Source organism: Streptomyces sp. 15-116A (genome assembly GCF_025290915.1).
GTDB lineage: Bacteria > Actinomycetota > Actinomycetes > Streptomycetales > Streptomycetaceae > Streptomyces.
Genome location: NZ_JAOCQE010000173.1, coordinates 1 through 13,579 on the forward strand (window position 1 = coordinate 1; position 13,579 = coordinate 13,579).

Annotated in this window: 16 protein-coding genes and 2 pseudogenes; 9 read left to right on the plus strand and 9 right to left on the minus strand. The window is 71.1% G+C overall.

Translation table 11 applies throughout. The features are described from left to right. The first annotated feature begins 188 nt into the window (after positions 1-188). The 8 genes from N4P33_RS23765 to N4P33_RS23800 all read left to right on the plus strand — a co-directional run bounded on the left by N4P33_RS23765 (position 189) and on the right by N4P33_RS23800 (position 7,006). Positions 189-830: a WhiB family transcriptional regulator gene (locus tag N4P33_RS23765; RefSeq protein WP_145870839.1), complete on the plus strand. Its 642-nt coding sequence runs from the start codon at positions 189-191 to the stop codon at positions 828-830. Further along, the gene (locus N4P33_RS23770) at positions 827-2,467 is read left to right on the plus strand and encodes a hypothetical protein (RefSeq protein ID WP_260828728.1); all 1,641 of its coding nucleotides are present in this window, start codon (positions 827-829) and stop codon (positions 2,465-2,467) included. The genes N4P33_RS23765 and N4P33_RS23770 overlap by 4 nt, the downstream gene beginning before the upstream one ends. Then, the gene (locus N4P33_RS23775; protein WP_260828729.1) at positions 2,464-2,655 is read left to right on the plus strand and encodes a hypothetical protein; all 192 of its coding nucleotides are present in this window, start codon (positions 2,464-2,466) and stop codon (positions 2,653-2,655) included. Before N4P33_RS23770 ends, N4P33_RS23775 begins: the two co-directional genes overlap by 4 nt. A gap of 86 nt (positions 2,656-2,741) precedes the next feature. Next, a complete protein-coding gene (locus N4P33_RS23780; protein ID WP_260828730.1) occupies positions 2,742-2,978 on the plus strand; it encodes a hypothetical protein in 237 nt (78 codons plus the stop codon). After that, complete coding sequence (locus N4P33_RS35725) at positions 2,975-3,586, plus strand: plasmid mobilization protein (protein WP_399030032.1); 612 nt, start codon at positions 2,975-2,977, stop codon at positions 3,584-3,586. The genes N4P33_RS23780 and N4P33_RS35725 overlap by 4 nt, the downstream gene beginning before the upstream one ends. A gap of 15 nt (positions 3,587-3,601) precedes the next feature. Then, entirely contained in the window at positions 3,602-5,344 is a 1,743-nt protein-coding gene (locus N4P33_RS23790) for a relaxase/mobilization nuclease domain-containing protein (protein WP_260828732.1), read from the plus strand. Positions 5,345-5,787: 443 nt separating this feature from the next. Beyond that, positions 5,788-6,231: a hypothetical protein gene (locus N4P33_RS23795; protein WP_260828733.1), complete on the plus strand. Its 444-nt coding sequence runs from the start codon at positions 5,788-5,790 to the stop codon at positions 6,229-6,231. Between the two features lie 79 nt (positions 6,232-6,310). Next, the gene (locus N4P33_RS23800) at positions 6,311-7,006 is read left to right on the plus strand and encodes a hypothetical protein (RefSeq protein WP_260828734.1); all 696 of its coding nucleotides are present in this window, start codon (positions 6,311-6,313) and stop codon (positions 7,004-7,006) included. Between the two features lie 52 nt (positions 7,007-7,058). Here N4P33_RS23800 and N4P33_RS23805 read toward each other — a convergent pair whose 3' ends face one another. The 4 genes from N4P33_RS23805 to N4P33_RS23820 form a co-directional block, all read right to left on the minus strand. Continuing rightward, positions 7,059-7,415, minus strand: coding sequence for a mS29 family ribosomal protein (locus N4P33_RS23805; protein WP_260828735.1), 357 nt, complete (start codon positions 7,413-7,415; stop codon positions 7,059-7,061). 263 nt (positions 7,416-7,678) lie between these two features. Further along, on the minus strand, positions 7,679-8,500 hold the full coding sequence (locus tag N4P33_RS23810; protein ID WP_260828736.1) for a DUF317 domain-containing protein: 822 nt from the start codon (positions 8,498-8,500) through the stop codon (positions 7,679-7,681). Between the two features lie 16 nt (positions 8,501-8,516). After that, positions 8,517-8,810, minus strand: a complete 294-nt coding sequence (locus N4P33_RS23815) for a hypothetical protein (protein WP_260828737.1) — start codon at positions 8,808-8,810, stop codon at positions 8,517-8,519. 107 nt (positions 8,811-8,917) lie between these two features. After that, positions 8,918-9,271: a DUF317 domain-containing protein gene (locus tag N4P33_RS23820; protein ID WP_260828739.1), complete on the minus strand. Its 354-nt coding sequence runs from the start codon at positions 9,269-9,271 to the stop codon at positions 8,918-8,920. A gap of 165 nt (positions 9,272-9,436) precedes the next feature. Here N4P33_RS23820 and N4P33_RS23825 point away from each other — a divergent pair. Further along, positions 9,437-9,683 (plus strand): annotated as a pseudogene (locus N4P33_RS23825) (transposase); the annotation flags it as partial. A gap of 195 nt (positions 9,684-9,878) precedes the next feature. On the opposite strand, the gene N4P33_RS23830 reads toward N4P33_RS23825, so the two are convergent. The 5 genes and pseudogenes from N4P33_RS23830 to N4P33_RS23850 form a co-directional block, all read right to left on the minus strand. Beyond that, positions 9,879-10,922, minus strand: coding sequence for a SpaA isopeptide-forming pilin-related protein (locus tag N4P33_RS23830; RefSeq protein ID WP_260828740.1), 1,044 nt, complete (start codon positions 10,920-10,922; stop codon positions 9,879-9,881). Between the two features lie 65 nt (positions 10,923-10,987). Further along, the gene (locus N4P33_RS23835; RefSeq protein ID WP_260828741.1) at positions 10,988-11,476 is read right to left on the minus strand and encodes a hypothetical protein; all 489 of its coding nucleotides are present in this window, start codon (positions 11,474-11,476) and stop codon (positions 10,988-10,990) included. A 30-nt stretch (positions 11,477-11,506) separates the two neighbouring features. Next, positions 11,507-12,376, minus strand: a complete 870-nt coding sequence (locus tag N4P33_RS23840; RefSeq protein WP_260828743.1) for a DUF317 domain-containing protein — start codon at positions 12,374-12,376, stop codon at positions 11,507-11,509. Between the two features lie 31 nt (positions 12,377-12,407). Beyond that, positions 12,408-13,028, minus strand: coding sequence for an HAD-IA family hydrolase (locus tag N4P33_RS23845; RefSeq protein ID WP_260828744.1), 621 nt, complete (start codon positions 13,026-13,028; stop codon positions 12,408-12,410). Then, positions 13,025-13,579 (minus strand): annotated as a pseudogene (locus N4P33_RS23850) (MFS transporter); the annotation flags it as partial. The gene N4P33_RS23845 and the pseudogene N4P33_RS23850, both read right to left, overlap by 4 nt.

Below are 13,579 nucleotides of genomic sequence, written 5' to 3' on the forward strand. Positions count from 1 at the left end.
GAGCGAGCAGGTCCAGCAGCCCGCGCTGGCCTGACCGGCGCATCGGCGCGTGCCTCCCGGCGCACCGCCACCCCAACATCACCGTTCCGCCCCGGATGCGGCGCACGCCCGCGCGCCGTAGCCGGCACCCGACGCCGCGCCCAGCGCCCGCCCAGCCGGCCGACGCGGCAGCACATCGGAGACCACCCTTGCGTCACATCACCACCCACGACGCGCCGGCCACCGGCCTGCGCAGTATCGGAGACACCAGCTGGCACACCCAGGGAGCGTGCCACGGCATGGACGTCGAGGACGCTGACGCCGTCTTCTTCCCGCTCCCGCGGGACCACGAAGCCATAGCCGAGGCGAAGGAGCTGTGCGGCTGGTGCCCGGTACGCAGCGACTGCCTCAACTTCGCCCTGGAAAACGTTCTCAAGGAGGGCATCTGGGGTGGCCTCACCGAGGCCGAGCGGCGTCCCTGGCACGACGGACTGCACCAGCGCCTCGACTACCGACGCGTCACGTCCTTCTTCCTGGGACGCGACGTGCATCTGACCGAGGCCGAGCGGCAGGTCGTCATCGACCACGCCTACGTACGCGGCTGGCGGCCCGACCGGCTCGCCACCGCCCTGCAGATCAGCCACAAGCACGCCCGTGACCTGCTCCGGCAGGCGGCCAACAAGGTGTTCGACCGCGACCGCACCTACGGCGTGCCGCGGCCCAAGAAGAAGCGGAAGAAGACCGCCCCAGCAGCAGGCGGCCCTGCGCCCGCCGCACCCGGCACACAGCAGCCGGCAGCCCGCCCGGCAGCGTCGACTCCGGCGCACGCCTCTCTCGGAAAGGCCGCATGACCCACCCACTCCTGTCCCTCAGCGCCGCTCCGGACCTCCCTCTCCTCCTCGCCGCCGTCGTGCCCGCCGCCGTCGTGCTGGTGCTGACCGGCTGGACGATCCGGCGCCGAAGCACGCGCCCGCAGAAACGTCTCAGCGGTCCGGCGGTCAAGGTCGCTGCCCTTGCCGCCCTCGGCTGTACTTGCTACTCCGCGGACACGAGCTGGCGGTTCGCCGCCGACTACCTCGACATGGCCGGCGCCGCCGAGCGAGCCGGCATGTTCGCCGCGGCCGAGCTGGCGCTCTTCGCGACGGCGCTGATGGCACGGCAGAACCTGGCCACCGAGGGCGCCCCCGGCCTGCCAGGCACGCTGGTCTGGGTGATCACCGGAGTGCAGGTCATCCCCGCCTATGCCGAGAGCGGTCCTATCGGTGGCACGGTGAGGGCCTTCGTCGGTCCGGTCATGGCGGCGATGCTGTGGCACCTCGCCATGGGGATTGAGCTGCGCCTGCGCACTCCCGGTGCCGCCTCCCACGGACTGATCGCCGTCCTGGGAAGGGAAGCACGCGAACGGCTGCTGTCCCGCCTCGGGATCGCCGCTCGAGACCGCGACGCCGCGCAGATCACCCGGGACCGGGCCACCGCCCGCGCAGTCGCCCTCGCCGCCCGCCTTGCCGAGCGCACACCCGAGCAGCAGCGAAGCAGGCGCGGACGGCGGCTGACGCGGCGCCTGTCGAAGGCGGTTGGCAGGGCCTCAGTCGGGACCGACGCCCGCCAGCGCGCACAGCTGCTCGACCAGCTCGCCGCGCGCCGGCACGCACTTGCGCTCGCCACGGTCCCGCTGCCCTCGCCCTGGTCCCCGGCGCAGAGCACCGCAACACCAGCCACGGTCCCCTCGCAGTCGGCCTCGAAAGCGCCGGTCCCCGTCCCCGGTCCCCACGGTCCCGACGAGTCGGACGGGGACCGGGGACCGAGCGATCCGAGGGGACCGGTCCCCAAGCTTGCGGACTCGAAGGTGTCGGCAGGCGCGGGGACCGAAGGCGAGAACGCGGGGACCGAGGTGGGGACCGAGGCCCTAGAAGCAGGCCCGGTCCCGGGGACCGGGCCCGCCACTCCGGAAGTCGCGGAGGGGGACACCCGAGGCGTGGAGACCGAGCGCCTTACGCGAGAAGTGCCTGCTCAGGGCCCTGATTCGCGCCGGGGACCGACCGTCGCTGAGTCGGGGACCGAGCCCACCGGGGACCGGGGACCGACCGACACCGACACGGGGACCGAGCCAACCGGGGACCGGGGACCGACCGACACCGACACGGGGACCGAGCCAACCGGGGACCGGGGACACACGGTGCCCCTGCGAAGGAAGACGACCACGAAGCCACGGACGAAGACCAAGGGGAAGCGCGCCCGGTCCCGCACCCCGCAGACACAGCGCCCACCGCGCGAGCCGGAGCAGTCGGTGGACCAGCTCGTCCAGCAGGTCCGTCCGCACGTCCCTGCCCTGCTCGAACGGGACGGCAACGAGTCCGTCACCCGGGTCCAGCTGCGGGAGATCCTCCGCCGCGAGGGCCTGAAAGGCGGCCGGAACGACCGACTGAGCCTCGTCCTCCAGGAACTGCGGAGGGACGCCACCACGACGACAAGGAGTTCAGCCCCATGAAGACCTGCCACCAGTTCGACACCGTCCGTGCGGAGTACGAGCGGGAGATCGGCTTCATGCTCGCCCACTCCAAGCGGCACGAGGGCAGGCCGGCGGCGAAGTCCAGCGCAAAGCAGGCTGCCTCGGCGAAGCAACGGATGGCACGGGCGCTCAGCAGCCACGTCGGTCGCTGTCCCGAGTGCGGCTGAACCGGCAAAACTCCAGCTCAAAGCCCCTAATCCCACCCGGTGGCCCGGCATGTGCCGGGCCACAGCCCCGCTTGAGGAGACACGCCGTGATTGCGCGTCCTGCTCGCTCATCCGAGCCCACGGTCGATGAGGCCAGCGCCTGGGCGGACGTCCTGGTCCGCTGGCGGCTCCTGCACGCGGCCGTCCTCACGCCGACCAGCCAGTGGCTCGTCCAGGACAAGCCCGACGGACCCGTCCGCGTCCTTACGGGACCGGCCGACGTCCTCGCGCTGGCCGCGACCATCCAGCACCACACCCGCTCTACAAGGCCCGAATCCCGATGACGAACCCCACCCAGACCGGCACCACACTCGAACCTGCTCCCGACTCCAACTCGGTCTCGGGGCGAGCAAGTTATCCCCTTGGATACTCCGCCTTGAGCGGAGTATCCAAGGGTTCCCCTGCCCCTGGGGGGCAGGGGCTCGTCCGGCGCCGGGGGACGCCAGACGAGGAGGCTGCGACCGAGGGCGGATCGCAGCCAGAGGGGATACAGGACGGACGTGAGCAGCCGCGCACGCGCCGCCGCAAGTACCAGCGTCGCCAGCGTCCGCACGTCCGCAACACCCGATTCAGCGACGACGAACTCGCCCTCGTGGCCGCCGGCGCGAACGCCGCCGGCCTCACCCTCGCAGGCTTCCTCGCCCGCGCTGCCCTGTCCGCCGCCCGCGACCTTGAACGGACCGCGAGTGCCGTCGCCAGCGAGCGTGAGGTCATCGCCGAATTGTTCGCCGCCCGTCGGCATCTCGGCCATGTCGGCAGCAACTTGAACCAGATCGCCCGAGCCGTCAACGCCGGAGGGCACCCGGGCGAACTCGACGTGGTCATCGCCGCCACCAACCGCGCCGTCCAGGGCGTCCAGCACGCCACCGACCGGCTCCTCCACCAGGACTAGGACCCCCTCAACGGCATGATCCCCAGGATCCAGAAGCGCGGACAGCGCACCATCGGCCTCCTCTCCTACCTCTACGGACCCGGCAAGTTCGAAGAGCACACCGACCCGCACCTGGTCGCCTCCTGGGATGGCAACGCCCCCGACCCCGGCCGTGACCCGTCCGCCACGCTCAAACAGCTCCAGCAGCTCCTCGACCAGCCCGTCGCGAACGTCGAGCAGGCCGACCGGCCCAAGAAGCATGTGTGGCACCTCTCGGTCCGCAATGCCGAAGAAGACCGGACTTTGAGTGACGAGGAATGGGGCGAGGTCGCCCGGCGCATGGTGGCCGCCGCCGGCATCGACGACCCCGAGGAGGGCGCCGGCTGCCGATGGGCGGCGGTCCGGCACGCCGACGACCACATCCACATCATCGCCACCCTCGTGCGCGAGGACGGGTTCAAGCCCGACCTCGACCACGACGCCGCCCGGGTCCAGGCCCAGGCCCGCGCCCTCGAAGTCGAACTCGGCCTGCGCCGCCTGAACAAGGGCGACGGCACCGGCGCGAAGCGCCCCACCAGCGCTGAGCGCCACAAGGCCGAGCGCCAGGGCCGCGAGCGCACCGCCCGCGAGGAACTGCGGGAAACGGTACGGCGCGCGGTGACCGGCGCGAGGAGCGACGAGGAGTTCTTCGACCGACTCGCCGCCGCAGGTCTCCTGATCCGCAAGCGTGCCGCGCCCTCAGGCGACCTCCTCGGATACAAGGTCGCTCTGCCCGACGACCTCAACAAGGACGGCGAGCCGGTCTTCTACCCCGGCGCGCGCCTCGCCCCCGATCTCTCGCTGCCCCGCATCCGAGAGCGCTGGTCCGGCGACGCCCACGACAACCCAGCTGCCCGGCAACAGCAAGCACCCCGTACGGGACCGGGCGCTCCGGCCTCCGCACGCCGCAGCACGGCATCGGCCGCGTGGCAGGCCGTCCTCGTCGTCGAGCACGGCGACGATGGGGTCGCCGCCGCCCACATCGCCGCGGCCGGCGAGGTCCTGGACGCCCTCGCGAAGACGTCCGCCGCCCTCACCCGCCGCGAACTACGGGACGCGGCTGCGGCCTTCGAGCGGGCCACGCGCTCCCATGTCCGCGCCGTACGCGGGCACGACCGAGCCCTGCGGCAGGCCGCCCGCGACCTCGTCCACGGCGGCCCGGCCCTCGGCCGCGGGGAAGACGGCGCCACCACGGCGATGGCCATCGACATGCTGTTCTTCCTCATCACCGCCGGCGCGCACTGGCACGCCAGAAAGGGTCACGCCCAGCAGGCCGAAGCCGCCGCCCGGGCCGCCGAGCACCTGCGTACCGCCTACCAGGCCGCCGCCGCACAGCCCCTCAGTGTGCTCTACCAACGAGGCCGGCGTATGAGCCGACCGATGCTCCAGCGGCAGACCGTGCTGCTGCGCGAGGCGCTGCCGGAGCTGGCCGAGCAGATCCTCGCCGAGCCCGGCTGGTACGCCCTGGCGGCGACAATCGCGGAGGCCAAAGCCGCCGGCCACGACCCGGCCGCCCTCCTGTCCGACGTAGCCGAACGCCGCGAACTCGGCACCGCGAACTCCGTCAGCGACGTGCTCGTGTGGCGGATGCGGCGGACGGCCGACCTGCCCGCCGACGCCTCCCACGTGCCCGAGCACAGCCCCGTAGCAGGCCGGTCCGCAACGCGCGGGACGACGACCAAAACCTCCGCGGCCGACAGGCGGCGCAACGGAGAGGAGGCATCGCGTAAGACCCGATGAGCGCGCCGGGCGCTGGCACGCGGTCTCAGCGCATCACCGAAAGAAGGGAGAGCACCACCGCTTCCGCCCGCAACCCACAGCATGGCCGTACGCCACATCGAACCTCGGTGACGACCAGCTTCGATGTGGAGGCCGTCGGAATCCGCGCACCTACAGGACAGGCGAGCATGACGTAGATGAGGCGAGTCGAGCCAGTAGACGTCGCGAAGTTGGGCGGTCGAGGGAAACGGCGACGTGTGATCGGGCACACCGTGACAACGGCATCTCGCCGCACGAAGACAGACCAGGTCGCCAACTCGTCATCCCGGCAACCGAGAAGCCGGAGCACCCCAGATGACCTGGCCGAAGGCGGCTGTGGACTTTGTGAATTGCAACCGCCGGGGGCGTGGGGCACGATCTTGAAGCGCGCAGGACGAGGTGACGAACTAGAGGAGGGCGCCAGGGTGTTTCACCGGATACGCCGCCGGGCCAAGGAGCCGAACGAAGCTCAAAGGCAGTTCGCCGAGCTGCACGCGCGGATGCAGGGCCAGGTCCCGCCGGGCATTGGGGTGCCGGCGGCCGAACCGGAACCCGTCGAGCCAGCCGTCGTCGTGGACGACTTCCTTCCGCCGGAGCTCCGCGTGCCGAGCCACGACCAGGTCGACGGCAAGATGATGCCGTGGAAGCAGCCCCTCGTCCTCGACGGCGAGATGGCCGCCTGCGTCGAGTGCGGCGCCTACCGAGACTGGCTCATCCTCTCCACCCGCGGCGAGATCTGGCTGCGCTGCCGAGCAGGCCACCAGCAGCAGGAGATTCGCCTCGACACGGCGTGGTTCAACCGGAACAGCGGACCGGCGGACGCGACGCACGCCACGTTCGAGGACTGCCTGCGCCACCTCGGGCACTGACCACCACTCCTACGACCCCACCGGGCCCTCGGGCCCGCACTGACCATCCGTCGCCTAGCACCAAGGGGTCAGTTCCGTCATGCGCGTTCGCCTCGCCACCACCGCCCTCGGCATCACCGCCGCCCTCCTCGCCCTGCCTGCCTGTTCCACCGACACCACCGAGGCCAAGCACCAGACGCCCTTCTCCGCCCGGACCGGAAAGCCTTCCGATGCGGTCCACAAGCCGGCCGCGCTCCCGTCGGCCGCGCTCGAGTCCCGCCTGCTCGACCAGAGCGACCTCGGCAGCGGCTACCTGCCCAACCCGAAGCGTCCTGCCCAGCACGACGACGTCACCGTCATCGGCTGCCAGGCCCTGAGCCAGCTGGGCGGCGACGCGGCAACCGGCGGCACGCTCACCTTCCCGCATAAGGCGAAGGCGGCCTTCACCTACGGCTACAGCTCCTCGGAGATCTCCGAGGAGCTGTACAGCGACACGGCGAACAAGCTGTCCACTGGCATCAGACGGATCTTCGACGCCATGACCGGCTGCCCCACCTATCAGGTCGTCGCGGGCGGCACCCCGATCAACATAACCACGCAGAAGCTTCCCGCGCCCCGACGACTCGGGGATCAGCAGTGGAGCCAGCTCCTGACGTTCTCCACCGCCGCGCGCAGCACCGTGGTGAAGCAGACCGCGATCCGCGACGGCAATCTGCTGCTGATCGTCTCCGGCGCTCCGGCCCTCGTCGACCGCCACCTCGGCAAGGCCCTCGCCAAGGCCACAGCAACTGGCTGACCTGCTCGGTCATGTGCTGCCCCCGACCATGGTGGTCGGGGGCAGCAACGCGTCAGCCGACGCGCTGGGCAGCGCGCGCCGCCTGGGCGGGGACCCAGGCTTGGACCTGGCCGGGCTGTACGTAGAGCACGTTCGGATTGTGGCTGTGGGGCCCATAGCCGCTGGAGGCATTGACGAGCAAGTACGCGCCCGCGGGAACGTGCCAGTTCCAGAACCAGGCGTCCTGTTGCCGACCGGTGTCGCACCAGGTCACAACGGCCTTCGACCCGCGGCGTCCGCGCTGGTAGACCCGCGTGATCTGAAGAAGATCTCCTCGGCCTGCATTCCTGTGCTGTTGGAACGCCTGCCACTGTGCTGCGAGGGCGGCCATGCGCTTGCGGTGTGAACGCACCTTCAGCGCGACGATCACGGCGACGCCGAGGACGAGGGCAAGAAGGACGCCGGGGCTGAGTTACATTGCTGCATCCTGCAACTTACGTCACAGGGTGGCAAAGCCTTCGGGGACAACGAGGGGCAGTGTCAGCGACTGCGCCTCTGGCGACCGGGTTCCGTCCCGGCAGGCAGCAGCGCGTTTGTGCGCACGTAACTGCCGGCCCGAGAAACAAGAAGCCCGGCCCTCCATGTCGGAAGAGGCCGGGCTGTGCGTTTGGGGGAAAATGCAACGTCGGGCCGTTAGATGGCCGGCGCGCGCAGGAGACGCTCCCGGGTGGCCTCGGGCAGCACCCGCCGCAGGACCGGTGCCGTCGAGCTGAGGGAGGCGGCGAAGGCGGCCACAAGGTCGTGCGGGACGCTGGCGGAGAAGGAGGCCGCCCACAGGCACGGTGCGCCGAGCGCGGGCTCGGCCCACGCTTGCCACCCGGCCAGCCCCGCCTCGTCGTCTTCGGTGATCAGGGCGCGCGGGTCGCCGTCCTGGATGAGAGGCGGCACCTCGCCGAGGCTGAGGTGCGAGGTGAACGTCGGGTCTGTCGCTGCCGCCTGGGGCTGGTCGATGTCGCGGAGCCATCCGTGTGCGGCGACGGCGTCCAGGACCAGCTCGGGTCCGGCAAGCGGCAGGGCGGGCTCTTCGCGTGCGTCGAGCGCGACGAGGAAGTCGGCTACGGCCTCGCCGGGGACGTCGGGGGTGAAGTAGGCCGACCACTGGGCGAGCGGGCTGCTCGTGTCCGCGCGGGCGGAGATCTGCCAGGCGATCGGCAGGTCCCCCAGGTGGAACGGTTCGTCCGCCAGGCTCCACTGGGCCCAGCGCAGGGCGTCGGGGCTGATGTGCAGGACGGTGCTGCGCAGGACCTGGCGGTCCTCGGGTGCCTCGTCCGGCTCGTGCCGTCCGCGGACGATCGTCAGGCTCGTCCAGCCCAGGCCGACGAGCGTGTCGGCGACGGCGTCGTAGAGGCGCCCATCGTCACCGGCCAGATGCCGGGGGCCGACCCAGAACGCGGGCTGGCCGCCACGTGGAGTGGACGGGTCGGGCGGACATTCGGGGTACAGGGGCGCCTCCAAGGGGCTCGGTGCGGGTCTAGTTGCCGCCGGCACGGCGGCGGGGGCGGCGCGGGGGTGCCTGGACGTCGCCCTGCCAGGTCAGGGCGACGGCGACCTCGGGCGGCAGATGGCCGAGCTGTGAGCCCTCGTCCCGGCCTTCGGCGAGGTAGACGACGGTCTGGCCGGTCTCGTCCACGGACTGCACGACCTGCGCCAAGCGGTGTGCCATCGGAAAGAACGGGTTCATGGCCTGGCGGACCGGTGCACTGCGGTCGCAACCGGACAGCAGGTCGATGAGATCGCCGACGGTCATCTCCGTGGACGTCGTCATGAACGGCCTCCTTGGGTGAGGGAAACGGTGAGCGGTGGAATCAGCCGGCGGCCTGGCAGTCAGCCGGCCACCCTCCCAGCGAGGACAACCCGCAGGCGCCTGCACTGTCATGCGCGACGTGAGGTTTCCAGCACGCGTGCCACGGCCGCAGCGACGATGTCGGCCGGCGTCTCGGTGTCGAACGACATCTGGTAGCCGCGAACCTTGGCCGTGCCCGTGACGGCGATCTTCCATCCCTCGCCGTCGGTGCCGGGACGACCGAGCGGGAACCAGCCGAGGTAGAACCGGCCGTCCTTGGAGCTGACGTGCACGTCCGCACGGTCGTCCACGATGAGGTTGAAGTCCTCAGCGCAGAACTGGTCCATGACGAGCGTGGGCTGGCCAGGACCCAGCTGCCACTCGCGCCGCCGCAAGGCTTCGACAGTGGTGGAGAATCCAGGGCCGACGGGAGCCACGGTCACGGGCAATCACCTCTCTGACCTGGGGTTTCTTGCAAGGTCGTCTACGTTGACATGCTCTCGCGCCCGTTGGCCAGTCTTCCCGCGATGTTTCCTGTCTGCCCCCGGCGAACTGCTGCCCGAAATGACATCACCGCCCGTCGCCAGAGCAGTCACCCTTAGCGCTTTGGTCTGTTGCTGGGAGCGGAGTTCGTCGTGGCTCTCGGCGACCTGAGCGCCTTCGCGGACGCCGGTCACCTGGCCTCGGCAGCCGGCTGGGGCTCGTCCCGCGCGACTCCGGTCGCCGCACCGGCAACCTGCACCGTCCCATCCACTGCAGCAGCCGCCTGCGACGCACCTTCTACCTGTCCGCGCAGACCAGCATCACCGCCAGGGACCGAACCGCGACTTCTACCTGAAGAAGCGCGCCGAAGGAGCCTGTTCCTCGCGGAGTCCGCTTGACCTCAGTTCTGCACGTCTTCGACACCCTCGCCGACGCGGAGGCCGCCCTGAGCAGGTGACACCGCCTCGCGTGTGCGGGTGCTGGAGGGGCAGCGGTTCGGCGTCGACAGATGCCAGCAGGCCCCCGGATGCACCTTCCGGGGGCCTGCTGGCGGTGGTTGATGTTCGGCTAGTTGGTCTCGCTGTTGTCGTGCGGTTCGGACTCGGTAGTCGTGCGACGGCGGACAGCGACCAGGGTGACGGCGCCTGCAACGACAAGGATCCCCGCGCCTGCGGCGATCCAGGGGGTGGCACCGGCGCCGGTGTGGGCGAGGGAGCCTGCCGGGGTCGCCGACGTGGAGTCGCCGTCCGGGATCGCGACTGCGGTGGAGGTGGGTTTGGCATCCGGCGTGCCGGCGCCCGGCGCGGAGGGCTTGGCCCCGCCGGTCTCACTGCCCGGCTTGTCCGCATGTGTGGACGGGGCACCGGTGGGCTTGTGCGTCGGCTTGTCCGAGGGGTCGGGCGTCGGATTGGTCGCGGTCTTGGTGTTGGTGACGGTCACAGTCACCGGTGCGCCGGGGCCCGCGGTGAACGTCTTGGACGGCTTGTAGAGGTCATATCCGGCGGGCGCCTTGACCTGCTTGACCCAGAACTGCGTCGTCTGGCTCGACACCGGCAGCTCGCCGGAGGCCGTGCCCTTGGCCCCGGTCGTCAGGGTGAGCAGCGTCGAGGTGCCGGTGCCGATGTTCACGGTCGCGCCGGGCAGGAGCTTGCCGCTCTTGTCGTCCTTGGCCTGCAGGAGGACCCTGGCGGCCTTGAACGAGTCGGTGATCGTCAGCCGCGTGGTCGCTCCGGGGGTGATGATGACGTCCTGGTCGGCGACGACCTCGTGGAGCGGGCTGCCGGAGGCCGTCTCCTTGAGCCGGTAGACGCCCGGCGCGAGGTCGGGGAAGGTCAGCTTCCCCTGCGCGTCGGTGTTCCCACGTCCGGCCTCCTGTCCGGCGGAGTCGAGCAGCAGGAACGCGGCGCCGGGAAGCACGTCTCCAGCCGTGTCCTTCGCGGTGATCTCGATGCTGCCCGCGTCCGGGACCGGTGTCTCGGCAGGGGCAGTCGACGCCAGGGGAGTCGGTTCGAAGGGTTGGGCGTTCGCGGTCGGCGCCCAGGTAAGGGTGCCGGTCACCGCGGCGGCGACGGCGGCGGATCGGACGGCGCCACGGAGGAAGCGAGCGTGCATGAGGACTGGGGCTCCTTGATCAGACAGTGGAAGATCGGTCACCGCATGGGGATCGGGACGAGGACTCAGCGAGTGCGGGCTTGGCTGCGGGTGGACGGCGGGCCGGGCGCCCGGTGCGCGGAACGGCTCGCCGCGCGGTTGGGCGTGGACGCGGCCCAGGCGCCGGGGAACCAGACGGCGGTGTACTGCTCGATGGCGTCGCGCAGCCCCGTGGTGACGGCTCCCGCCCACGGTGGTCGGCCGAGGTGGTGGTAGGTGCTGAACGTGCCGTACTGCTTGGTGTTCGGCCGGGTGTTGTTGACTTCGTCGCGGCGGTGGAAGGTGCCGTGATCGAGGAAGCTGAGGGCGACCGCGTCGATTTCACCGCGGTCCGGGTGGATGACCGCCACCCGCAGACCGCCATAGGTGTCCGCGTGGATGGTGGCGGTGAACTCGATCCGCAGCCGCAGCGGTGCGCCCGAGACCGGGGCGGCGAAGTAGGTGGCGCCCACGACGGCGTGGTCGTGGAAGGGGAGGCACAGCTCGGCGAAGAACTCGGCGGCCTGCAGGGACAAGAGGGATCTCCGGTCGGGGATGGGCCGGCGCTATCGGCGCGGGCCGGGCAGGGCCTGCCGGCTGGTGGTGCTCCAGCGCGGGACGCTGGCCGCAGGGAGCCCGGCCGGACGGCGGGATGCGGCAGCCCGCTGCACGTCAAGCGGGGTTGGGGCCTGCGGCTGCGGCGGGATGACGGGGTGGAGCCGGGCCATGCCCTCGATGTAGCTGAGGGTGTCCTGACGCCACCGGGGCAGCGGGGTCGGATCGGCGACGCATCGGGTGACTGCGGTGAGCAGGGCGACGGGGGTGTCGGTGCTGGCCGTCGCGTACCAGACGGGCCGGTCGATGGATTTTCCCGCCCACAGCTGCCAGCGGGCGTCACGGGTGGTCAGCTCGGCTTCCGGATCGAGGTCCCCGGTGGTGAACTCCAGACCGGCGAGGCCGTCCGGGGCCTGGACGGCGAAGACGCCCCAGCGGGGACGGTCGATCTCCCATCCCTGCTGTAGGAGAGGCACGACGGCGAGGAAGGGATCGTGCTCATCGGTTCCCGAGACCGGCCGGGCGAGGTAGGCGTCCGGCCCCTGTTCGTATGCGGTGGCGAGGGCGGTGGTGAACGCTTGGACGAACTCGGTGGGGACGCGGTCGTTGAAACAGACGCCCCATGTCGGCGGTCCGAATGGGTCCTTGTAGGCATTGATGCGCCAGAGTCCGTCGTCCTCGCCTTCGGGCAGGTAGCCCAGGCGCACGCGGCGGTCGGGGGCATTCACGTACACGTTGCCGAGGTCGTCGTGCTGGAGGTCCCAGCCGAGGTCGAGGAGCGGGGTGAGGGCTGCGTCGCCGGTGCCGGTCGTGGAGGCGAGGTGGCGCGGAGAAATGAAGACGTCTCCGTCTAGGGCGTGAAGGTCGTCGTGAAGGGACACGGGTTCCTGAGTGGCGGCACGGGCGGATGAGTCAGTCAGCGGGCAGCAAAGCTGTTCGGAGGCCGTCGGTAGAGCCGGTGTAGTGCAGCGTGCGCAGGCCCAAGCGGGCGGCGGCCTGGCAGTTGTCGAGGCGGTCGTCCACGAACAGCACGCGTCGTGGATCACGGACCGCGGTGGCCTGCAGCGCCTGCTGGTAAATGGCTGGGGCGGGCTTGCACAGCTGCAGGCGGGCCGAGTAGAGCGCCTGGGCCATCATGCGGCGCCAGTCGTGGGTGTCGAGCACCGTACTGAGGTGGGAGGGTGCATTGGACAACAGCACCATCGGCACTCCGGTGGCATGGGCGCGGCGCAGGACGGACACGACGCCAGCGTCGGTCGCGGTCCACATGTCGGTGTCTGCGGCCAGGAGTTCGCGCAGCAGGCGGGGGCCGGGGTGGGCGCCGAGGACGCGGGCCCAATACGCCAGGTCGCTGAGCTGGCCGGCGTCATAGAGGTCGCGGGCGTTCCAAAAGGCGCGCTGGAACGCTGCGAGATCATCTTCAGGCCACGAAGCGATACGGGCCAGCCGTAGCCACTGGGCGCGGGTGGGCTGCAGGCCGATGACGCCGTTGTAGTCGAGGATGACGGCGTCGGGGCCGGTAGTGCGGGTCAAGGGGCGGTGTTCTCCAGGGCTCGGCGGGTGAGGGCGGCGAGAGCGGCTGCGAGGAGGGCGGGCAGCAGCAGGGCCATGGACAGGGTGGTGGCGCTGGCGAGGGCGCCGATGACGGCGGGGCCGGCGAGGAGGCCGAGGTAGCCGGTGACGGAGACCGTGGCGACGGCTCTAGGGCCGTGTCTGCCAGCGGCGGTGATCAGGGAGGGGACGGTGCCGGACAGGCCGAGTCCGAAGACCGCCCAACCGGCCAGCGCCGCAGGCACGCTGTCGACCAGGACGCCGGTGGCCAGTCCGACGGCGGCGAGCGCCGCGCCGGTGCGGACCACGGCAGGGGCGCCGATCGCGGCGGTGAGCCGGTCGCCGGTGAGCCGGCCGATCGCCATGCCCGCGCTGTAGAGGGCAAACGCTGTCGCGCCGAGGGCGGTTGTGGCGTGCAGCGTATGCAGGTGCACTGCGGCCCAGTCGGCTGCCGCCCCCTCCCCCAGCAGGCTCGCAGCCGCCAGCGCCCCCAACAGCCACACACTGCCCACCCGGCCCTGGCCGGGCCCCTG